Raw genomic sequence first — 23245 nt, forward strand, 5'->3', positions numbered from 1 at the left:
TCCATATCTATGCTTTTTCTATATTAACGTGTAACGATAGTGTTTACAGACTCCTTTAATCCATCACTGAACTCATCAAGGTCATCTAAATCAATTGCTTCTTCTCGAATAAGAGAAACCAGATTCATCATGAGGCTTGATCGCTTCATATCTAGTATAACTCCCTTGTTTCTCTTATCTTTACTTATCCTTCTCTCTAGTTTCCAAAACTTTTCAGATGGATTCTCATCTTCACTTAATAATTCTATATATTCCTTATTAAGTCTATCAATATAGTTTTCTTGCCAAATTGAAACTTTGCTTCTAAATAACTTCCAGTCTTTTTCATTAACTTCTTGCACTTTCAAACCTCCTTTTTACATATCCATTATACCAAAAGAAAAAGAACTTATTCCTAAGAATTCGTTCTTCTCTTGATCAATTAACTTCCAGTTGCAATAAAATCATAATTAGTATTATTATTTATAATTGCATACTTTCTCATACCTTTCTAATCTACGAATAAATATCCACAGAAAATATAAAGCATATTAATATAGAATGCATCGACTCCAAAGAAACCAAAGATATTCGATACACTTGAGAATGTAAATAAATTCAATTGCATAAACAACAAGAAGATTACTATTAGAATTGCAATAAGCTTCTTATATACATTACCATGTCGTTTCCCTCTGGAAACATTTAAAGTTGCCCCAAATACACATAGAGCAATTACTATAATAATTTTTAATAGTGTTGGCGTAATATCCGAAACTAAATAAGTTGTAATTAATTTCGTAACCAAAGCACTAATAAAAATCAAAAGAAATGGTACCCCTAATTTACGAAAATCATTCACGCCTATTCCACCACGATACTTTCTATAACATCACCATTACGCATATTGCGTACTGCTTCAATATTATCTAATGCTTTTCCAAACACCGTGTGTACACCGTCTAAATGTGGTTGTGGTTCATGAACGATAAAGAACTGACAACATCCAGTATCTTTTCCACGGTGTGCCATTGAGAATGACCCTACTTCATGTTTGTGTGGGTTATTTGCTGTTTCACATGGTATTGTATATCCTAAATCTCCAGTACCATTACCATTTGGGCATCCACCTTGTGATACAAACCCAGGGATAACACGATGGAATGTTTTTCCATTGTAATATCCTTCTTTAATTAATTTAACAAAATTCGCTACCGTTTTTGGTGCTTCCTTTTCATATAGTTCAAAATGAATTTTTTCTCCATTTTGCATTGTTATTGTTCCTTGCATAATATTCATCCTTTCAATATGTTTATCATTATATCATATTAAATGATACGAATGTATCTCTTAGAAGACAAAATCTGAATTTTTCTTCCCTTAAATATCTTATTACCTAGTACTCCAGCAATTCGTGTAGAACGAAACATATCCACTCTTCCACTAATTACCTTCTCTAAGGAAATCTTATGGTCATAGAGGAACAAATCCAACTGATTGGTAATCCACATATCAATCGCCTCTACACCCAGCACACCGACGCCATAGGCGCGTTGTTCCATATCTACATCCAGTTCAGACGCTTCAATATATTCTTTTCCTAACCAGCTTTCTTTGGCACCACTATCAAATCCAAAAATAACTGGATTCTTATTTTGGTCTAATAAGCAAATACAAGGAAAACTTGCTGGAATGAAATTCTGTAAGTAGAAGTTATCTCTAATTTTAAGAATAGAGAATGTTTTGTTTACATCATCAATCTCAAAATCAAAATGACTTAATATATCCCAACCTAATATCCCATCAAAATTCATAACCTTTACATTTACATAAGGTAGTGCAAAGTTTTTATCATCCAACAGAACTAATGGCTGATGATTAATCTGAAGAGCACCAAAGTACACCTTCTCTACCATTACACAACTGGATGTTGTAGTCTTTCCACCAATACTGCCTACACTTACCGTTTGTTCTAGCTTCGTTGTTTTAATTTTTGTAGCACTCTTCTCTAGAATCCCACTGATTTGAGCACCTGTATCTAACAGAAAGGTAAACTCCTGTCCCTGTATTCTTACATAACATACATATAAACCCAAACGATTACGTTTAATCTTCGCTGTAAAAGTATCCATATGATAAATAAACTCACGGTGTTCAAACCCAGTGAATTTATGAAATGATTCAGTTTCAGAAAATAATCTTGGAGCGAACTGCTCATAATAACTTTGTACTTTTCGTACATTTGCAAGCGAGTAACGATTTGACTTACTTACTTTTGTCTTCGGAAATATAGCCATGGTTTCACCTCATTATTTATTATAACATGATATAATACTAAAAACGGAGGTAGTAAATGAAAACAAATAAAAATAAATTAGTAATGCATTCATTACTAGGAAACATACATCACCCTACAGAAAAAGGATATCGTGTTGGTTATGATGGAATAGGAAGAATCCTTCCATCGGTTGGTGGGATTACCTACAACTTTCAAATTGGCGATAACTGTATGGGATTAGTGGGAGACCACATTGAACCAGGTGTCAGTATAAAAAATCCAAACAGTGGAGAAAACCCTGCACTTCAATTATTCAGTTGTGTAGGTAATACTGTAAAGATTACAAGTGGAGATGCGAAAGGCAGACTAGGTGTTATTACTGGAACTCATGGTGGTATTGATCATGCTTTTGTATACTTTGATCAAGAGATCCTAGAACTGTTAAGTGGTGATGAAAAAATGTTAGTAAAAGGATATGGTCAAGGACTTGAATTAAGTGACTATCCTAATATTAAGGTTATGAATTTAGATCCTTCACTATTAGATACTATGCACCTCAAGGAAGAAAATAATAAATTACATATTGGAGTTACCCATATTATTCCAGCCTGTTTAATGGGTTCAGGGTTAGGTTCCGCAACGATGGCATCAGGTGACTATGATATTATGACCCAAGATGAAGCAATGAATAAACAGTACAATCTAGATACATTGCGTTTTGGTGATATTGTGGCAATTGAAGATCATAACTCGTTCAATGGTCCTCACTATGCGAAAGGATGTTACACTGTAGGTGTAATTGTTCATAGTGATTCTTATACTTCTGGTCATGGTCCTGGAGTTTGTGTCTTATTTACATCAAAAGATGATTCATTAATTCCTTATATTGAAAAGGATGCAAACTTAATTAATTACATTAATATATCAAAATAGCAAAAATGTTCCGACTTGGAACATTTTTTTGTTAGGTTATTAGGTAACGTATTATTCTTGAGTTTTCTTTCTTTTTGTATAGATTATTATTACTGCTGCACTTGCCAGCAATACATACAGCAAACCAGCATTTGTTGTATCCATTGTATTTACACTGCCATTTGCATTTGCAGAAGGATTTGCAGTACTTGGATTCATCGTAGTTGTTTTGTCATGACTAGCTGGATTGTTTTTTTCTGGAGTTATAACCTCAGTTGTTGGTGGTACCTCTGTACTTGGTTTTTCCTCTGGTTTTTTTTCTGGTTCCTTCACAGGTGGTTTCTCTTTATCCGGCTCTTTTATTACTTCTTTTTCTTCTACATAAAGTCCTGAATCGGAAGCTAGCAAGCCATCTACTTCCGCAGTATTAATGATTGTTTTTCCATATGCTGAATCCAGTATCTTTGCATTAAAAGTTATTTTTGTGGAATTCCCATTTGAAAGATCACTAAGTGGAATGATGATGTCTCCATTACTATCAACTGTATAGTTGGTAATTATACTTCCATCAACAGCAATAGAAGAAGTATCAACTAACATCTCATTGGGAACATAATCAGAAACATTTATTTGATCCCAAAGAGAAGCCGTTGTTGATGTGTTTTTTAATTCTATTTCATATTCAACTGTATCTCCAACACGATTTTTACCATCACTCGTAGTTGTGTTTGTTGCTGTTTTATTTATGTTTTTCTCCGGACTACTGTAAACAATTATATTACTTCCGCCTACAATTACGCTACCACTTCCGAAAATGCCTCCACCAGTAAAGTTTCCATTATAGCTTCCTTGCTGTGGTCTAATTTGAATTGGTTCATCTGTAACTGTTCCAGTAAAACGAATATTGTAAGTAAGTGTGTATTCTGTTCCTGATGTCATATTTTTAAATGAAAAGCCATATTTTTCTCCTGAAGTTTCACCACTACCCGTCATTTCCCCTGAAAAAGTAATTGTACTTTCGTCAATACTATAATTCTCTTTGTTAACCGAATAGGTAACTTTTGATATATCTCTACTTCCTGGTGTTAACGTTACTACAACTTGCATTACATCATTTTCCGTAAGTACTTTTCCTGGGTTTGTTAAGTTGTGTACTTCTGTTTTTGTCGTAATAATACTCGCTGCTTCTACTTTAGATGTACTCATAAACATCGCAGTAAACAATAAGCAAAATGTCATCATTTTTAATATATTCCGTTTCATATCTTTTTCCTCCATTTTATTGAATTATAATTTCAAGTTCATTTCCTGCATAATCACTTATATAAAATTTGTCTATTGTGCTTCCTTTACTAACTATAGTTAATGTATTATTCTCTTCATTGTATTTATAATCTTCACTTGTTTGATTGTTCTTATAGAAACGAATACTATCTGGATTTATCTTGGATAAATCATCAGATAAGTAATAGGTAAAGGTATCACCCTTTTTTTCGTAAGAGCCATTAGGACTATGAATATCAATATTGGTTACTTCAATTTCTCTTTGATCTATAACTGCTTCATCATTTACTAACTGAATTGTATAGTTCCCATTCTCAGTAACACTTGTAGTAGCCACACCATTCACTAGTATCTGATCATAGTTATCATTTGTTGTAGTGATATTTAAATTAACCGCTTCATTTGTCCAATCTTCTAAATAACTAATATTTGAAAATGTTGCAACATCTTCTTCTACTTCTTTTACTGGTTTCTCTACAACTGGTGTAACTGTCTGATTATTTTCAACTGGCGCTTTTGGCTGATTAAAAATAAGAATTCCTGCCACTGCAACTGTAGTAGCTGTCCCTCCTAATGCAAGTTTTAATAAAATACCAGACTTGGCCAACGTCTTAGTATTAACTATCTTTTCTAATAACTCATTTGCGCTTGCACTTCCTAATACCATATTTGCACTCAGTGTTTGGTATGCCAAACTGATTGTAGCTGGTGCAAGTACAATACTGTAATTCTTTGGTGAAATTCCATTTCTTTTTAAATCCTCTTTCAGTTTTACTTTAATTCTACTGATGCGAGAATTAACAGTTCCTCTTGGTACATCTAATATTTCAGCAATCTCTCCAATCTGTAATCCATCATAATAGCGCAGTAATCCAACACTCTTCATTGGTGTACTCATATTCTCCAAAGATTCCATGATAATCTCATTTACTCTTTTACCCTCTAATTCATCTGAAATAGAAACATGACTATTATCAACAAAATCTTCAACAGTTGTCTTTTCGCCTAAATCTACTGTTTTTAACTTATTACGATCATGATTTACACAAGTTGTATAAGTAACTCTACTTAACCATGAAGCAAATGCTTTTGGTTCTTTTAATGTGTCAATTTTATTGTGAACACGAATAAAAACCTCTTGTACAATATCTTTTGCACTTTCTTCATTCCTATAATACTGATAAGCTATAAAATAAACTTTATTATAGTAAGCTTTATATATTTTTGAAAATGCTTCGGTATCTGCCTGCTGTGCTTTACGTATAACATCTTCATCAATTGTTGGTATGTAATTCCTACTCACTTTCACCCCGCCTTTCTACTTTTTCCATCTTTCTTTTTTTGCCCTCCTATATATTTGTAGTTAAAATTCACAAAATAGTTCATTTTTTTGTTCATTAACTCATAGAAAAGATCAATAAGTTATTACCAACACCCTTATAGACACCTATCTTTTTTGAAAACGTCCCATAAAAATAAAAAAAATCTAATAAATTTTAATTTCCAATTAAAAAGCATTCCAATTAGGAACACTTTTTCAGGTTATTGGTTAATTAATTTATCAGATTAATTATATTTCTTTTTTCTTATAGATACCGTTATTGTTATTGCACCTATTAATAACAAGTATAACAATCCAGTATTTGTAGTATCCATTGTATTCACTCCACCATTTGTATTCACAGATGATTTTGTGTTACTTGGATTTATAATGGTTACTTTATTCTTTTCAGGAACCTTGCTTGGATTTGAAGGTGTCTCTGGTTTACTTGGATTTGTTGGAGGTGTTGGATCAGTTGGATCCACAACTTTCGTTTCTTTCCACTTTGCATATAATGTAATATCTTTCGTAACTACATCATTACTAAAATTCCATGCTGTTGTATAAGTGGTATCGGTATACCATCCTTCAAATGTATGATTTGATTTTGTTGGATTCGTTGGTTTACTGATTGTACTTCCTGATGCAATATCTGTAATTGAAGCTACTGCACTTCCTCCCTGTGAATCAAAATCTACTCTATAGGCTTGTGGTACTGTATCCGGTGTCCATTTTGCATACAAAGTAGTATCAGCTATAACAACATCACTACTGAAGTCCCATGCTGTTGTATATGCTGTGTTGGTATACCACCCATCAAATGTATTATTTGACTTTGTTGGTTGTGTAGGCTCACTAATTGTACTTCCTGATGCGATATCTGTAATCGAAGCAACTGCACTTCCACCTTGCGAATCAAAATCTACTTTATAGGTTTGTGGTACTGTATCTGGTATCCATTTCGCATACAATGTAGTATCAGCTATAACAACATCACTAGTGAAATTCCACTTTGTTGTATAGGTAGTATCTATATACCATCCGCCAAATGTATTATCACTCTTTATTGGTTCTGCTGGTTCACTAACAGTACTTCCTGATGCGATATCTGTAATAGAGGCAACTGCACTTCCACCTCTCGAATCAAAGTCTACAGTATATTTAGTCGTTGCTGTAGGTGTACTCATGATATAACTTGCCTCTCGCATTGGTAATGTTTTTTCTACAACACCAAGCATTGCTTCGTTATTGTATATTACATTCATTTCATAGCGACAATCAGAGATAGTTGTAGTTATTTTTTGACCCTCTACAAACTTATCAGCAGGAAAATAAATACTTCCTTCAGGAAATGTAACACTTAAATCTACAGGAGCTTTCCCTTGATTAAATAATGCTTCCATTTCTGGACCTGTTTTATTGATTGATATTCCTAAATCCACGTATATTACATGATCAACATCGTAATAATAAAAATCACAATAATCAAAAATTTCCATAAATTGTGGATATGAATTATTCATTGTTGATTCAAAACCAGCATATAGTTTTGTTTCATCTACTTCTAGTGATGGATCTAATTCAACAACAAAAGAAAAGGTTCTATTTCCTTCAAAATGTAATTTATCCAAATCTCTACTTGGATCATTGTTTATCAAATCTACATAGCTATATACTTCTTGCCAAAAATCATCTAGATTCATGGTTACTTCATAGTTACTATCATACTCAGTGGTAGTATCATCTTTATATAGTTCATATTCACTCTCAGCACTATTAAAGACAATATCACCTTTTGCTGTGATTGCTAAATCATCCCCAGCAGCAGATACAACTTGTATCCCACTGGAAATAGTTAAAAGCAATACCAGCACTGCCCTCGTTATTTTCTTCATTCTCTACTTCTCCTGTGTTTATTCTTCTAAAATTATTATTTCAAGTTCATTCCCTGCATAATCACTTATATAGAATTTATCCACTGAATCACCTACACTAACAATCGTTAATGTATTTGTTTGTTCATTGTAATCATAATCCATACTACTTATATCATTTTTGAAAAATCGGATACTCCCTGGATTTATCTGTGATAAATCATCAGATAAATAATAGGTAAACGTATTTCCATTCTGGCTATATGTCGCATTTGGACTATAGTTATCAATATTAGTTATTTCAATTACACGATGATCAACAATCGTATCACCCTGTATTAATTGAATATTATAAACTCCATTTTCATTAACATTTCTTGTTTCTAACCCATTTACTAGTATTTGATCATAATTGTCATTTGTTGTAGTTATATCCAAATAGACGATGCTGTTTGTCCACACTGTAGAATACTTAATATCTACAAACTTTGCAGTATCTATTATTGGTTCCTCTACATCTTCCATAGGTTTTTCTATTACAATCGGTGTGAAACCACCTTCCACATTAGTTCTAGTATCTGGTTCATTGAAAATCAAAACTCCAGCAATTACGGTTGCAGTAGCAGCTGTCCCTAAAGCAAGTTTTAGTAAAATGCCAGATGTAATTAATGTTTTTGAATTTACAATCTTATCAAAGAGTTCATTTGCATTTTCGCTTCCTAATACTATATTTGTACTCAACATCTGATATGCCAGACTAATTGTTGAAGGTACAACTACAATACTGTAATTTTTTGGTGAAATTCCATTCCTTTTTAAATCTTGTTGCAACTTTTCCCTGATTCTGCTAATTCTGGAATTCACTGTTCCACTTGGTAAATCTAATATCTCAGCAATTTCATCAATCTTGAAATCCTCATAGTATCTTAATAATCCTACACTTTTCAATGGTGTAGTCATACTTTCTAAAGACTCCATAATAATCTCTTTGATTCGTTTATCTTCCAGTTCATCCGAAATAGAAATACGATTATTATCAATAAAATCTTCTACTGTTACTTTTTCACCTAAATCAACTGTTTTTAATTTACTGCGATTATAGTTTATACAAGTGTGATAAGTAATTTTACTTATCCACGAACTAAATGCCTTTGGTTCTTTCAGTGTATCTATTTTATTGTGAACACGTATAAAAACTTCTTGTACAATATCTTTTGCACTTTCCTCATTCTTATAATATTGATATGCGATAAAATAGACATTATTATAATAAGCATTATATATTTGTGAAAATGCTTCTGTATCAGCCTTTTGAGCCTTACGTATTACATTTTCATCAATTGTTGGTATGTGATCCTTGCTCATCTTCACCCCACCTTTCTACTATTTTTATTGCCCTCTATATATTTGTAGTAAAAAATCACGATATAGTTCATTTTTTGTTTTATAGAAGGATCAACAAATTGTTACCAACACCCTTATAGACACACGACTTAAAAAAATCCTTCTATAAAATTTCAATAAATATTTTATTTTTTTCCATAATAAAACCGTACAATCAAATGCACTTGACTGTACGGTTTCTGTTTATTATAAGTTTCTTATTAATCTCTGTTATTTCCTAGTATTCTAAGAATGTACAAGAAAATATTAATAAAGTCTAAGTATAACTCAAATGCTGAATAAATAGATAAATTATTTAACATTTGTTCATCACCTTCATATGCATAATATAACTTTTTCATCTTTTGAACATCCCATGCAGTTAATCCAGCAAACACTACTAGACCAATGATTGAATAAACAAAGATATTCATTGATAAACCAAAAATCATTGTAATGAAACTATATACAATCATTGCAAACAAAGCAGCAATCGCAATTGTTCCAATTTTCGATAAATCTCTTTTTGTAGTAAACCCAATAACTGCTAAACTTCCAAAATATAAAGCTGCCATAGCAAATGCTAAACCAATTGTTCCTAATTCATATGTCAATCCTAGCACTGAGAATGTCACTCCAGTTAATGCTGCATATGCAAAGAATAATATTCTTGCTGTCATTGGTTTCATTTTAGTAATTCTTGCAGCAAGTGCAATTACTACTCCAAACTGAGCTACCATCATCACAATCCATAAGTAGCTTGATGAATATATATCATACATTAATTGATTATTAGAATTAATATAAGCCGCAACTCCAAACGTCACTGCAAGACCTGCAAACATCCATAAAAATGTTTTTGTCATATGTGATTGTAAAGACGTTTTAGTTGTGCTTTTACTTTGTTCATAAATTTCCATAGTTGACCTCCATAATCTTAATATATCCTACCACAATATATAGAAATTATCAATTAATTGAACTATGAGCTATATATACTTTAATATATAAAATATATGTTCTACTCCGCCAGGCTCATAGGAAGAATAGCATCTGCAATTGCTTGGGCAATAGACTGTTTCCCTTGAATAGTAGAAATATAACTATAATCTGTATAATTATCAATAAATCCTATTTCAACTAAACAACTTGTCATATTTGTATTACCTACAACATATAATGATTCACTTCCCTCTTTTACACCACGATTCACACTGAACCCTAATGTATCCAATTGTGAGAGTATATCTTCTGCTAATGTTACTGCATCTTCATCAGTTGTATCCGTCCATGTTTCAAACCCATAATATGAACCATAGTCACTAGCGTTGCAATGGATAGATATGTATAAATCCGCATCGACTTCATTTGCAAGTGCTACCCGATACCTTAAATCGGTTGTGTTACTTTCTTGGGCAAAATCCACATTATCATTATCTCGTATATATACTACATTAATTCCTTCTGCTTCTAATAATTCACCAAGCATCAAACTGACTTCCAGATTAATTTCCTTCTCCTCCGTTCCATCGATTGCCAATGATCCACTATCATATCCACCATGTCCTGCATCAATAACGACAGTATAAACATCTTCATTCATTGCGACACTGGCAGCAAACTCTACAATATTCGACTGCTCCTCTTCTTCCAGATAATGATTTACGGCTAATATACCTAGAAGTAGAGTTCCTACGATTATTACTTTTTTCATAGTTATATTCTATTAGATGAATATGATAAAAAATCTATTAAAAACTGATTGTTAAATGAAAAAGTGTTCACACGAGGAACACTTTCAACATACTTCTTCAAATGTTAATGGTAAGATTTCAGATAGTTTTTGTGGATCTAGTTCAATCTGTAATCCAATCTTTCCACCACTGACAATAATTGTATCAAAAGCTAATGCACTACTATCACAGAAGGTAGGAAATACTTTTTTCATTCCTATTGGACTACATCCACCTCGCACATAACCTGTAACTTTGTTTATTTCTTTTACCGCAATCATTTCAATTGATTTTTCTTTGGCAGCTTTTGCTGCTTTCTTTAAATCTAATTCTTTTTCAACTGGCACGATAAATACATAATAGTGTTTGCTCTTACCAATGGTAACTAATGTCTTATAAATTAATTCTTCTGGTTTGTGAATTTTGTTTGCTACTTTATGACTGTCAAATTCTTCACCAACTTCATACTCATACATATTATAAGTTATCTTATGTTGATCTAAGATTCTCATTGCATTTGTCTTTTTCATATTATTACCTCAAAAAAAGCGTTCTGATGAACGCTTAGTCTTCTTGAATGAACTCCAATAATTTTTGAGCTGCTACATTGATTCCATCACGGTCATTACGGTCTAATCCTAAATGAGTAAAGATTTCTCCAATATAGATTCCATTGTCTTTCAGACAATCAAATACTGTATCAATGATTGGATCACAGATTTCTTGTTTTTGCATTGGTCCAAATGGATTTGCAAAGTAAGTAGTAGATAATCCAACTTCACTTGTAGTACCTTTTGCCATACGTTTTCCCTCAACAAAGATTGGTTTTGCTTCATCCATGTTATCAATCTTACGCATACCAAGATCTTTATCATAGTTATTAGCATAACAGAATAAATCAATCTTATGGTTCTTAGAAATAACACTATATGGTGCTGCTGGAGTAATAACTCTGGCATTAATTACATCTGGATTAAAGAAAATAGAACGGTCCATATCACGATATGGTGTACCTGGATCTAAATCATCTAAACGAATAAATGCTCCAATTTCTGTACCTTGACCATAAGGAACTCCATCTTCGATGTGAATTGTTCCCATGTCATCAAATACAACTTCAATATCTTTAATTACATCATTACCTAAAGCTTTTAATGCTTCAATTGATTCAGATTTACCAGCTCCAGAATCACCCATCAGCATAATTCCTTTGCGTTTTCCATCATACAATGTAATGTTGATGAATGCACCATGAATTGGTAACCAACCTTTTTTCATCATTGAAAGGTTGTGTAATGTAAGTGTCATTTTCTTCATATATCCAAAGTATTCAACTTTTTGGTTATAAGAAATACTACCTACCCATAAATCTTCTTCTTGATCATAGTGGAATACAGTTTCATCTTTGTCATCTTCATTTGCAAATAATACAATTGCATCTGGTTTATCGCAACATTCTTCACTAGAAGCTAATTCAAATAAGTTAGCAAGTGATACTCCACTACACATAAAGTCACGGTGGAAGTAAATGTTAATCAGCATGTTCCCTACTTTTGCTGGATAACAGAACCAAGTATCTTTATTTCCTGAGAAGTACTCAATTGGGTTTTGTTTTGTTTCTTCAAACATACCACTACGAGTGTTTGATTTTGTTGAAAGAATCATTGGTGTTCTAAGCATTACTGATTCAATCATAGAGATATCTGATAATTGTTTGTATTTATCTGATAATGTAAATTTACGTGGACGATATGTAGAAATCGCTGCATTTGTCCCTGCCTGTAACTGACGGAATACCCCAGTTGCTCTACCTTGTAATGTTTCTTCAATTGAACGATAAGCACTACGTAGAAGAGTGTTAAAGTTCGAGTCAGCCATTACGAATGGTTTTGCATCTTTACCACTGTAACGTTGTCTTGTTACTGAAAAACGTTGGTGAGATTTCCAATAGTTATAAATACCTTCTACAAATTCTAAAAGACGTTTCTTATCTGTTAAGTAGTAATCATCAATTTCATCTGGCGTTAATACCATCAACTGACGGAATACTCTAGACAAAGCTTTACAAGTCTCTTCCGTTGTATAACCATTTGTTAACCAAGCATATTGCTCAGGGTCTCTTTTTTCTAAATATTTTAAATATTTAATAATGAACTTCCCTAATGTTTTAGAACCAACTAAATCCTGCGTACTAGCTGGGTAAGCTAAATCAAAGTTCATGATTGCAACGTTGTCTTGTAAGTATAATTTTTCTTTCATTTTTGTACCTCCCAATAAAAGTCATTACGGATATTGTACTATAAATCCAACATTAAAAAAAGATTTTTTTGAAAAACTTTTCTGTAAACAAAATGTAACAATTTACATTAATTAGTATTTCTCTTTTATTCATCAAGGTTTTATCATTTTCATAGTTAGTTTAAGTTAACTGATTTGCTTACATTTTTTATTTTATGTACACGCTTACATATTATTCAAGGCGTTTTCAAGGTATTCTTTCAATACTGCTGCCTGATTATTTTTTTCATCTTTTGACCCATAAATCAATGTAACATTTCCCTGTTTCAAAAGACCTTCTACTCTTCTTAGAAAGGAAACAGTTTCCTCATTCTTATCTAATTCTTTCTTATATTTTTCTTTAAACCAAGAGAACTTACTAGGATCACGATGAAATAATTTTCTTAATTCATTAGAAGGTGCAATCTCCTTGTTCCATTCATCTGCCTGCAGATGTTCCTTACTCACTCCTCTTGGCCATATGCGGTCTACAAGAATACGATATCCATCATTCATTTCTGCTGGTTTATATGCGCGTTTTATCTTCAACATTATCTTCATCCTTCTTTCTATATGTATTATGACAAGATATCACTCATAAAAGAAGTAAATTGAACACAAAAAAGGATATGCAGCATCTATAAAATACGATATACTAGAAAAGAATAAAAGTGTTATAACGGAGGTGTTCATACTGAATATTACAAGACTCTATGAAACAAACCGCGACTCATTTCTAAAACGATTCCTATTCAGTATAGGATTTATTTTTGTAGTCAGCTCTATCTTCTTAGATTCCCCTCAGCGTCTATTTAACGGAATCTATACAATCATTACCTGTTCGGATCGATTGATTACAGATTATGTACAGCTGGTTGGGTTTGGTGCCACATTCTTAAATGCTGGTTTACTGATGATGATATCGGTAGTGATTCTTCATCTATCAAAAGCAAAGATAAGTGGTATGGCAATTGCAGCTGTATTTCTTATGGGTGGATTTGGAATGTTTGGAAAAAACATTGCCAATATCTGGGGGATTATCTTTGGCGTATTCTTATACTCTAAATATCAGAAGCATTCTTTCTCACAATACATCTATGTAGCATTCTTTGGAACTAGTTTAGCTCCATTATCTACTGAGTTGGTATTATGGAAGGCTGACTGGGGACTGGCAATTGTATTTTCCTTTGTGATAGCAGCAGCAATTGGCTTTCTGCTTACACCTATTTCCAACAGTTCTCTGGTTGTTCACCAGGGATATAATTTATATAATGTTGGATTTGGGGCAGGACTGATTGGTACGATTGTTGTAGCAATCATGGGATCTTTTGGATACGAACATACACCAGTACTCATCTGGTATGAACAGCATGATATAGGAATCATAATCTTTATCTATCTTCTGTTTATTTTATTTATTATTGGTGGATTCTTAATGGATAAAGATTTAATTAATAATTATAAGAAAATACTAAAACGTTCTGGTCGTCTGGTAACCGATTTTCTTGCTTTAGAAGGATTTGGTGTTGTCTTATTCAACATGGGAGTACTGGGTATTATTTATACTTCCTATGTATTAGCTGTTGGAGGGCATATCAATGGTCCTACCATTGGTGGTATTCTAACAATTGTTGGATTTGGTGCCTTTGGTAAACATGTAAAGAATACAATACCAATTACTTTAGGAGTTGTCCTTGGTACCTTATTAAAGATATGGAATATCAATGATCCTAGTGTATTACTGGCAGCTTTATTTGGCTGTGGTCTTGCACCAATTGCAGGTCAGTTCGGATTGTTCTATGGAATGTGTGCAGGATTTGTACATCTTTCACTAGTATTAAGTATTGGTTCTTATCATGGTGGAATGAACCTCTACAACAATGGTTTCTCTGCAGGATTAGTTGCACTTTTCCTGATTCCTATTATAGAGACCTTCTATCACAAACGAAAGCTAAAGAGGGAGTAAGTATATGAAACATACAAAACGTAAAATTACCAAGATTGTCGATGAGATGATTACTTATTGCTATTCCATTGGTGCTACGAAAATAGAATTATTATTAGAAGATGATGAAATTGCTCATTACATAACATTGAAGAGTGATTTTGATATGGATGAACTTGATGCAGTAAATAGCCTTAATGAAAAACTGAATCAGGGGCGTAGTGAAGAGTTAGAAGAAATGTACTGGAATCTGACTGGTATGAGTGATTTGGATGATGAAGTTGAATTACAGTTAGTTAGTGCTTTAATTGATCGAGCGGAGATTTATATCGATGCTAATATCTGTACAATCTATCTAATAAGAAAACGAGCAAAGAGCAGATAATGCTCTTTTTTTGTTGACATATTTAGTATGTCACTATATAATTAACAGTGTTAATATATTTAACACTGTTAATTATATGGAGGAGCAATAAAATGAAAAGAAAGAAACTAAAAATTGGATTAGGAATATTAGCTGTGGCTATTGCAGTTGCAGGAATATGGTTATACTCTACAGTATCAGTAATCTATAATGAACTATTATCAGATGAAGTAATATTAAAAGGTGGAGATAAACAGGCACTTATAATTTATCAGCCTTCTAAACATGATACTGCCAAAAATCTGTCAATGGCATTAGGAGAAGAACTTCAGGATCAAGGTTATACGGTAACCATTAATTTTCCTTCTGAAGATTTAACTTATGATATAGATGACTATGATATCATTGCTTATGGTTCTCCAGTGTATGCATCGAATGTATCACCTGTACTAGAGGATTATATAACATCACTAAATATGAAAGATAAAAAAGTTATTGTTTATGCTGTAGGAATGCTTACTGATGAAACAGTTGAATTAGATAATATGATTTCTTGGATATCAAAGGATAATGCTATATCTGCTATTAAAATATCCAAAGGTGAAGAAGACATTGCAAGTAAATTTGTAGTAGATACACTAAATTCCTGGAAAAAAGGAAACATCGACTTAACCATCCATAAACGCTAGTAAGCAAATATCTGCTAAAATTTATTTAGCGTAGCTTGTAACACAATAAAGAAAGGAGGCTTCATCATCATGCGAAACCTCCTTTCTTTATGATTTGAGACTCAGAACTTGAATCTTTATATTAACTCTTCAATTCTCTTCTTAACGTAGTCTTTGATTTCATCTACATTAAGTTCAACTTTATCAGTAGTTCTTTCTTTGTATTCAACAATTCCTTCACCAGCACGTTTTCCAACTGTGATACGTAATGGAATACCAATTAATTCATTATCTTTAAATTTGACTCCTGGACGTTCATCACGGTCATCCAACAATACTTCAATACCAGCTGCTGATAATTCATCATATAGTTGATTAGCTACTTTGGTTTGTTCTTCATCTTTCAAATTAACTAAAATAATTTCTACATGATAAGGCGTCACACTCATTGGCCATACAATTCCATTTTCATCATTGTATTGTTCTACGATTGCGGCCATACAACGCTCAATACCAATTCCATACGATCCCATAACAACAGGTTTTAATTGGTTGTCTTTATCTAGATATTTAAACCCTAAACTTTCTGAGTATTTTGTTCCTAATTTAAAGGTATTTCCAACTTCAATACCTTTCACAAATTTAAGCTTACCACCACATTTTGGACAAGTATCGCCTTCTTGTACATTGACAATATCTGCTTTCTTAAATACATCAAAATCTTTTAAGTTTACATTCTTATAGTGATGGTCTGTTTTATTTGCACCTGTAATAAAGTTTTTCATTAAAGCAACTTCCGCATCCATTACAACTTTGATTGATAAACCAATAGGTCCAGCAAATCCAACTTTTGCACCAGTCGCTTGTTCAACTTCATCAAATGTAGCCATTTCCATTTCATTTGCTTCTAATAATTTTAATACTTTGGTTTCGTTTAGTTCACGATTTCCTTTTAATAAAAAGGCGTATAGTTCACCATCCACATTATAGATTAATGTTTTCACAAATGCATCGACTGGTTTATTAAAGAATGCTGCAACTTCTTCGATTGTTTTTGCATTTGGTGTTTCAACAATCTCATAGGCCAATTCAGTCTCATCAGATACTTTGTCATTTAACACAACTTCCGTAACTTCCATATTGCTTGAGAAATCACAAGAGTCACAAAGTACTACTACATCCTCACCAATTGGAGTAATCGCCTGGAACTCTTCACTTAGAAGTCCTCCCATTGCACCTGTATCAGCTTTAACAATCTTATAATCCAACTTCATGCGATCAAAACTGTTTTTATATGCATCATACATTTTCTTATAAGATACATTCAAACCATCTAAATCCACATCATATGAATATGCATCTTTCATGGTAAACTCACGTGTACGAATCAAACCATAACGTGGTCTTGTTTCATCTCTGTATTTTGTTTGAATCTGATATAAATTATATGGAAAGTCCTTGTATGATTTTCCATGCATCATTCCTGCAAATACAAATAATTCTTCATGGGTTGGGCCTAATACATATTTCTTTTCATAGCGATCACGTAATGCAAACATATTGGAACCAAATGCTGCTCTACGTCCACTTTCTTCATATACATCTTCCAAGATAAGCGCAGGCATATGTAATTCCTGTGCTCCTGTTCTATCCATTTCTTCCCGAACAATATTTTCTATTTTCGATATAACACGTTTCCCCATTGGTAGTGTCATATAAACTCCAGCACTGCTCTTTTTTATCATTCCTGCACGTACAAGCAGATTCCCACTGACACTCTCTTCATCTTTGGAATCTTCTCGAATCGTATAAAAGAAACTATTCTTAAGTTTCATAAATTACCTCCTAATAAACGTTTTCTCGCTTTTTTATAACCTTTCTAATCATATCATGTTTTTTTAACTTAACGTTAATTTTTGTATATAAAATATCCATTGGATTTCTAGCAACATCTACTACCTCACCATCTTCATCATAGAGTATATCCATAACAAACATCTGATTTGGTGTTGTAGCTCCAAATGCTTCTGCATCAATTCCACTAGAAAAGTTATTACGAACTTCTAATTTAGCAATCTGCTTCTCTTCATCATAATCAAGTACATAGGCAATAAATTCCTGTGATACACCTGCACCATTGATTCCATATAAGTGATCCTTCATTCCTGGTACACCACCATAGAAACCACCTGCGCTTAAACGATTTTCAGCTTTTGATAATTCTTCATAATACCACTGCATTCGTTTTTGAGAAATCGAACCAGTTTCATAATACTCATCAATCAGCATGCGATACGTTCTTACGATTGTCGCAAGATAGTATTGTGATTTCATTCTGCCTTCAATTTTAAAACTTGATACACCTGCATCAATTAATGCAGGGATATACTTCATTGCACATAAATCTTTACTACTCATAGAAAACATATGGTCATCTTCATTTAGTTTAATATCACCTTCATAAAGACGATACTTCCAGCGGCAACTCTGTGCACAACCACCACGATTTGCATCGCGATTGGTCATGTTGTTACTTAATGTACAACGACCAGAATAGGATACACACATTCCGCCATGGATAAATGCTTCAATTGGTAAATTGGAATTTGCAGTAGTTCTCTTTACATCATCCAAAGTACATTCTCTGGCAAGTACTACACGATCCATACCCAATGACTCATATAACTTTACTACACTACTATTTGTAGAAGAGTGTTGAGTTGATACATGAACTTCCAGTTTTGGTGCGACCTTCTTTGCTAATTGCATAATACTTAGGCTCGCCACAATAATGGCATCCACACCAATCGATTCAAGGTCTTTCAAATATTCACTGATTCCTTCTAAATCTTCTTCATGAGGAAGCATATTTACGGTTACATGGACATGTGCATCATGGTGATGAGCAAATTCCACTCCTTCCGCAATATCTTTTAAATCGAAGTTTGATGCACGTGAACGTAAAGAAAAGCGTTTCCCACCAATATAGACTGCATTCGCTCCATAACGAATTGCAATCTTTAATCGATCCAAATCACCTGCTGGTGCTAATAACTCTACTCTTTTCATTTCTTTGCACCTGTTTTCTTATACATAAAACCTTTCGTAATATTTTGTGATGGATATTCTTTTTCATACTCTTTGTATAGTAATCTACCCTCACGGGGACTTTCCATCACTCGTTTATAATCTTCTGTAATCTTACATACTTCATCTATTGTATAGAACAAACTTTCAATTCTAAGATTACAGATACCTGCATTTATCATATCTTCTACTTCTTCAAATGATGCCAATGTAAAACCGGTGAATACATGTGTCCCATCTTTGTCTTCCACAATTGGCATATGTTCTTCTCTATTTTCTTCCATCAGATATAGCTGATAGTTATTTTTTACATCATATTCTTTTTTAATAAACTCCATATAATTTGACAGTAACATTCGTTTTGAATCCATCATAGGTAATCGACCATGAATAATTATTTCTAGTTCCCCATTTACACGATTACCAATTTTCAACATATCCTCTAATGTAATCTCTTTAGAGATTGTACACATATGAATACCCAAATCCAGATAAGCCTGAATATCTGCCGAGTTAGTTAGAATTGTATCCGGGTTATAAATCAGTTTAGATTCTAATCCTAGTTGTTTTGCTTCATAAAAAACACCCATATCTGTAAAGTAGATACCATCAACATCTAATTCTTTTAAATATTGCAAGTGTTCTCTTAAAGCTATTAAGTCATCTTCCATAAAGAAACGATTAACTGATACATACATCTGCATGTGATTGCTTGTACATAGCGTTCTACATTCCTGCAGTTGTTCATTATTAAAAGCGGATGGACTACGCACACTAAAAGCTTCTGTGCCGACAATGACAGAAGTAATTCCTACAGCTTTTAGTTTTGTAATGTCCTCCAACTGATATGGAGATGTAATTAAATTTATCATTTATACCTCAACCTATATTATTATAGCCTACTAAGGCCATTATGACTATTGGAAATCTTCAATTTTTTGATACCATGATGGAATAATTGTATTCATATGATCATACCACATAAGAACATCATGCGCCTGTTTCATTAGTACTTGCACATCACCAAATGCAACTGCCCACGGAATTGCACCAATTGCGTTTACAGCCATATAAAACGCCAGTAACTGAAAGAACAATTCAGGTGGTTCCTGTTTAAAGTAACCATGAATTTGTCCACAGGCAAAGGCTGGGCTTCTCTGAGCACTCCATACGATTCGATTGAAGTCTTCCCATGGGTCACCATAATCAAATCGATCAAAGTCAATAATAGAAAGATTATTGTCAGACGAAACAATCATATTTCCTACATGATAATCACCATGAAGAAATGAAGTATCTCGATGTTCTAAAAGATCGAAATTCTTTTCAATATAACCTATAAAATCTTCTGCTCCTTCAAAAGGGATATCATACATGCGATACATTTCAATTTTCTTTTTTGCTTTTCTTCCATACAGCTGTTTCCAATCAAGTCTCTTGTTAATTGGAATACTATGAATTTTATATAGATAATCACCGGCAATATATCCTAACTTATATTGTAGACTTTCGCTGAAATCACTCACTACCTCGCCTAATTCATCTCCATCACACCAAGTATAAAGGGCAGAAAGTTTATCTTCTTCTTTCCAGAACTCTAGAGGCGTTGACATTCTGACATCTTGTAAGCCAACAAGTTTCATCAGTGTAAATTCCTGTTGTTTACGCTCATAGGAAGTGTGTTCACTAATACGTAAAAGCAGCTTACCTAGGTGTTCGTCTTCAACATAGTACTTTTCATCCAATGACCATCCCTTTTCAATCTTTTCTATTTTGGAAATACTTTTACTGTTTAGATTCATTGGATTCGCCTCCTCAAATGTAAAACAATTATATACCATCACCTCAAAATTTCAAGTGAGTAAACCACTTAAAAAGGTGCAAGATTGCACCTTCACTTAATTTTCATATTTTCTTCTAAGATAATATACACCTAATACACCTGATATTCCTATAAACAACAAATACCAATAAAGATTTATAGTTGTATCATCACCAGCCATTGGACTGGTACTTGGCTTCATTACAATGTTCAATAAATCTTCTACTTCTTTACCAACAATCGTTGGTATTTCTGTATCAATTGAAGGTTTCTCAATAATTGGAGGTGTTGGTTTCTCTGGTTCCTTTGGGTCGATTGGTGTTTCTGGTTCTTTTGGATCCACAGGTTTTTCCTTTTCTTTAGGATACACTGGTAATTTTGGTGTTCCAATTGTATCATAGCGTGAATTACCATCCATATCTGTGTAATAGAGTTTCGCACCTGTATCCTCTCCATCCGGTCCTGAACTAGGAGTTGTCAAATCTACTTGTGGATTGTCATTGTTGGTTGGATAGTAGGTTGTTGAAGCAACATCACGATATTCTCCTTTTAATACTAATGGAATCGTGATGGATGGTTCATTCTCTTTGGTATATTTATAAATATTACCAATTTCCCAAACAATGGTTTGTCCATCCTCTATTGTTCCTTCAATGGTAACGCCAGCTGGCAAAACCGCATCATCTGGAACATAATAATATTCACTGACTTCATCTCTTAATACTGCATTTCGTCCACCAGGCATTATTACACTACTTAATAATTTATCACTTAAATAGTTTTCGGTGGACCCTTGTGCATCTGCAGGAATATCAATATAATTTGAATTCGAGGCAATATTACTCAAACGATCTTTGCTATTTTGAGAATCAAGCATATAACCTACGGTGATAATTTCTGCATCCTGTCCATAAGCACCAATTATATTATTAGAACTATCTCTAGCCAAAATACTTGGGTCTACACTATGGCGCTGATAAGAACCTGAAATCTGACTCCAAAAAGTTCCTGTAATAATATCATTAACGTCGGCCTTAATTGCATCTGCAAGACCATATATATGAGTGTCAGTATTATAAAATGCATAAATATTTCCACCACTACTAAAAGTTCCTGTTGCTGGATCTGGTGTTCCATCAGATAATACAATTACAACTGCATCTTTATTTGCCTTTGCCTGTGCACTTCTCTCATCCAGCATATTATAAGCCTCACTTAATCCATATACATAATCTGTGGTATGAGTGGTGAACATACTGGATAATGCTGTACTGATATCACTAGCATTATCAGTCCAATCTACTTTTGAATCATAGGTACCTGAAAGACTACCATCACTTTCAACAGTTACTCCTGTACCATCAAAGTAGTTGTTTTGAACGAGCCAGTCACGATAATTCTTAGTTCCATTATTCAAACGATGAACCAATGTTTCATCACGCATAGAAAATGGTACAAGAGCAATCGTATTTGCATCATCACCAGTTAGTCCTTGTTCTTCATTAATTGCCAATAACTTATCAGAAAAAGTTTCTACTGCCTTCTTTGCTTCAATCCAGCGATCATAGCAACCTTCATGTTCATCAGCATGATCCCATATTCCTTCAGAGCTTCCTTTTCTAGTATCCGTAGTATCGTACTCACTAATACGAATAAAATTTTCACCATCATGTTTAAAATGATATGCTGCAAGCTCTAAGTTATCAGGGTCAGCAACATTCAATCCAAATTGATAATACAGATGAACTCGATCAGATGTATCAAGAACTACCCATGCCTTCTTTTCAGCATTATATACTGTCAGTCTTTGTGCGGCTTCATCATAATACATATCGTCTTCTGAACTTGGAATCACTGATGGTATATCTGTTGTTTCTTTCAGATAGAAGTGTTCCTGATTCAGACAAGGAGAAGATGCATTATGCGTTCCATAAGTTCCACCATTCCCATCATTTACTTCCTGGATAAAGTTCATATCCATACTACCAGAACGATCTAGTACAATTACTACATCCATAGAATCAACCTGTTCTGTACCATTTATCTTAAGTGTAAGCTCTGCCAGATAGTCTTCTACACTTGTCCATTCTGCAGTTTTTTCTGTAATATATGCAGTATTTGTATTTTTATCTCTTAGTGCAGTATCAGCATTTAATTGTGATGACATACCTGTTAACAAGATTGTACACAGCAATAAGCATACACCTGTCAACTTTCCTATTTTCTTTATTATCTTTTTCATAAAGTACTCCCGTTATCCAACAGGATTACTGAATAATTATAATTACTAGTACTCTTCTTTACATTATATAAGTATT

General features: G+C 33.2%; 22 protein-coding genes. 4 read left to right on the forward strand and 18 right to left on the reverse strand.

Annotation, left to right across the window (positions count from 1 at the left end):
* Nucleotides 1–23: 23 nt before the first annotated feature.
* The 4 genes from J2S15_RS02790 to J2S15_RS02805 all read right to left on the reverse strand — a co-directional run bounded on the left by J2S15_RS02790 (nucleotide 24) and on the right by J2S15_RS02805 (nucleotide 2276).
* Nucleotides 24–341: a multidrug transporter gene (locus J2S15_RS02790; RefSeq protein WP_307405263.1), complete on the reverse strand. Its 318-nt coding sequence runs from the start codon at nucleotides 339–341 to the stop codon at nucleotides 24–26.
* Between the two features lie 149 nt (nucleotides 342–490).
* Nucleotides 491–841, reverse strand: a complete 351-nt coding sequence (locus tag J2S15_RS02795; protein WP_307405265.1) for an amino acid permease — start codon at nucleotides 839–841, stop codon at nucleotides 491–493.
* 2 nt (nucleotides 842–843) lie between these two features.
* Nucleotides 844–1269 (reverse strand): peptidylprolyl isomerase, encoded by a 426-nt coding sequence (locus tag J2S15_RS02800; protein ID WP_442319960.1) that lies wholly within the window; start codon nucleotides 1267–1269, stop codon nucleotides 844–846.
* Between the two features lie 38 nt (nucleotides 1270–1307).
* Nucleotides 1308–2276 (reverse strand): retropepsin-like aspartic protease family protein, encoded by a 969-nt coding sequence (locus J2S15_RS02805; protein ID WP_307405269.1) that lies wholly within the window; start codon nucleotides 2274–2276, stop codon nucleotides 1308–1310.
* A gap of 56 nt (nucleotides 2277–2332) precedes the next feature.
* On the opposite strand from J2S15_RS02805, the gene J2S15_RS02810 reads away from it, so the two are divergent.
* Nucleotides 2333–3190 carry a DUF4438 domain-containing protein gene (locus tag J2S15_RS02810; RefSeq protein ID WP_307405271.1) on the forward strand — a complete coding sequence of 286 codons (858 nt, stop codon included), beginning with the start codon at nucleotides 2333–2335 and terminating at the stop codon, nucleotides 3188–3190.
* A 51-nt stretch (nucleotides 3191–3241) separates the two neighbouring features.
* Here J2S15_RS02810 and J2S15_RS02815 read toward each other — a convergent pair whose 3' ends face one another.
* The 9 genes from J2S15_RS02815 to J2S15_RS02855 all read right to left on the reverse strand — a co-directional run bounded on the left by J2S15_RS02815 (nucleotide 3242) and on the right by J2S15_RS02855 (nucleotide 13593).
* Entirely contained in the window at nucleotides 3242–4432 is a 1191-nt protein-coding gene (locus J2S15_RS02815; RefSeq protein WP_307405274.1) for a hypothetical protein, read from the reverse strand.
* 16 nt (nucleotides 4433–4448) lie between these two features.
* A complete protein-coding gene (locus tag J2S15_RS02820) occupies nucleotides 4449–5756 on the reverse strand; it encodes an RNA polymerase sigma factor (RefSeq protein ID WP_307405276.1) in 1308 nt (435 codons plus the stop codon).
* Nucleotides 5757–6019: 263 nt separating this feature from the next.
* Complete coding sequence (locus J2S15_RS02825) at nucleotides 6020–7669, reverse strand: InlB B-repeat-containing protein (protein WP_307405278.1); 1650 nt, start codon at nucleotides 7667–7669, stop codon at nucleotides 6020–6022.
* Between the two features lie 18 nt (nucleotides 7670–7687).
* On the reverse strand, nucleotides 7688–9013 hold the full coding sequence (locus J2S15_RS02830; protein ID WP_307405280.1) for an RNA polymerase sigma factor: 1326 nt from the start codon (nucleotides 9011–9013) through the stop codon (nucleotides 7688–7690).
* Between the two features lie 239 nt (nucleotides 9014–9252).
* Nucleotides 9253–9951 carry a Bax inhibitor-1/YccA family protein gene (locus J2S15_RS02835; protein ID WP_307405282.1) on the reverse strand — a complete coding sequence of 233 codons (699 nt, stop codon included), beginning with the start codon at nucleotides 9949–9951 and terminating at the stop codon, nucleotides 9253–9255.
* Between the two features lie 101 nt (nucleotides 9952–10052).
* Nucleotides 10053–10745, reverse strand: coding sequence for an N-acetylmuramoyl-L-alanine amidase (locus J2S15_RS02840; protein ID WP_307405284.1), 693 nt, complete (start codon nucleotides 10743–10745; stop codon nucleotides 10053–10055).
* Between the two features lie 84 nt (nucleotides 10746–10829).
* Nucleotides 10830–11294 carry a Cys-tRNA(Pro) deacylase gene (gene ybaK, locus J2S15_RS02845; RefSeq protein WP_307405285.1) on the reverse strand — a complete coding sequence of 155 codons (465 nt, stop codon included), beginning with the start codon at nucleotides 11292–11294 and terminating at the stop codon, nucleotides 10830–10832.
* 34 nt (nucleotides 11295–11328) lie between these two features.
* Nucleotides 11329–13023, reverse strand: a complete 1695-nt coding sequence (locus J2S15_RS02850) for a hypothetical protein (protein WP_307405287.1) — start codon at nucleotides 13021–13023, stop codon at nucleotides 11329–11331.
* 204 nt (nucleotides 13024–13227) lie between these two features.
* Nucleotides 13228–13593, reverse strand: coding sequence for a DUF488 domain-containing protein (locus J2S15_RS02855; RefSeq protein ID WP_307405289.1), 366 nt, complete (start codon nucleotides 13591–13593; stop codon nucleotides 13228–13230).
* Nucleotides 13594–13726: 133 nt separating this feature from the next.
* Here J2S15_RS02855 and J2S15_RS02860 point away from each other — a divergent pair, with 133 nt between their 5' ends.
* From J2S15_RS02860 to J2S15_RS02870, 3 genes are all read left to right on the forward strand, one after another.
* Complete coding sequence (locus tag J2S15_RS02860) at nucleotides 13727–15007, forward strand: DUF1576 domain-containing protein (RefSeq protein ID WP_307405291.1); 1281 nt, start codon at nucleotides 13727–13729, stop codon at nucleotides 15005–15007.
* Between the two features lie 4 nt (nucleotides 15008–15011).
* Complete coding sequence (locus J2S15_RS02865) at nucleotides 15012–15371, forward strand: hypothetical protein (RefSeq protein WP_307405293.1); 360 nt, start codon at nucleotides 15012–15014, stop codon at nucleotides 15369–15371.
* Nucleotides 15372–15463: 92 nt separating this feature from the next.
* Entirely contained in the window at nucleotides 15464–16039 is a 576-nt protein-coding gene (locus tag J2S15_RS02870; protein ID WP_307405295.1) for a flavodoxin family protein, read from the forward strand.
* A 116-nt stretch (nucleotides 16040–16155) separates the two neighbouring features.
* Here J2S15_RS02870 and J2S15_RS02875 read toward each other — a convergent pair whose 3' ends face one another.
* The 5 genes from J2S15_RS02875 to J2S15_RS02895 form a co-directional block, all read right to left on the reverse strand.
* Nucleotides 16156–17853, reverse strand: coding sequence for a proline--tRNA ligase (locus J2S15_RS02875; RefSeq protein ID WP_307405297.1), 1698 nt, complete (start codon nucleotides 17851–17853; stop codon nucleotides 16156–16158).
* A gap of 10 nt (nucleotides 17854–17863) precedes the next feature.
* Complete coding sequence (locus J2S15_RS02880) at nucleotides 17864–19087, reverse strand: peptidase U32 family protein (RefSeq protein ID WP_307405299.1); 1224 nt, start codon at nucleotides 19085–19087, stop codon at nucleotides 17864–17866.
* Entirely contained in the window at nucleotides 19084–19977 is an 894-nt protein-coding gene (locus J2S15_RS02885; protein ID WP_307405301.1) for a peptidase U32 family protein, read from the reverse strand. Before J2S15_RS02885 ends, J2S15_RS02880 begins: the two co-directional genes overlap by 4 nt.
* A 45-nt stretch (nucleotides 19978–20022) precedes the next feature.
* Entirely contained in the window at nucleotides 20023–20907 is an 885-nt protein-coding gene (locus J2S15_RS02890; RefSeq protein ID WP_307405303.1) for an aminoglycoside phosphotransferase family protein, read from the reverse strand.
* Between the two features lie 96 nt (nucleotides 20908–21003).
* Nucleotides 21004–23169, reverse strand: coding sequence for a vWA domain-containing protein (locus tag J2S15_RS02895; RefSeq protein ID WP_307405305.1), 2166 nt, complete (start codon nucleotides 23167–23169; stop codon nucleotides 21004–21006).
* Between the last annotated feature and the right edge of the window lie 76 nt (nucleotides 23170–23245).

It is taken from the genome of Breznakia pachnodae (genome assembly GCF_030814225.1).
GTDB lineage: Bacteria > Bacillota_I > Bacilli_A > Erysipelotrichales > Erysipelotrichaceae > Breznakia > Breznakia pachnodae.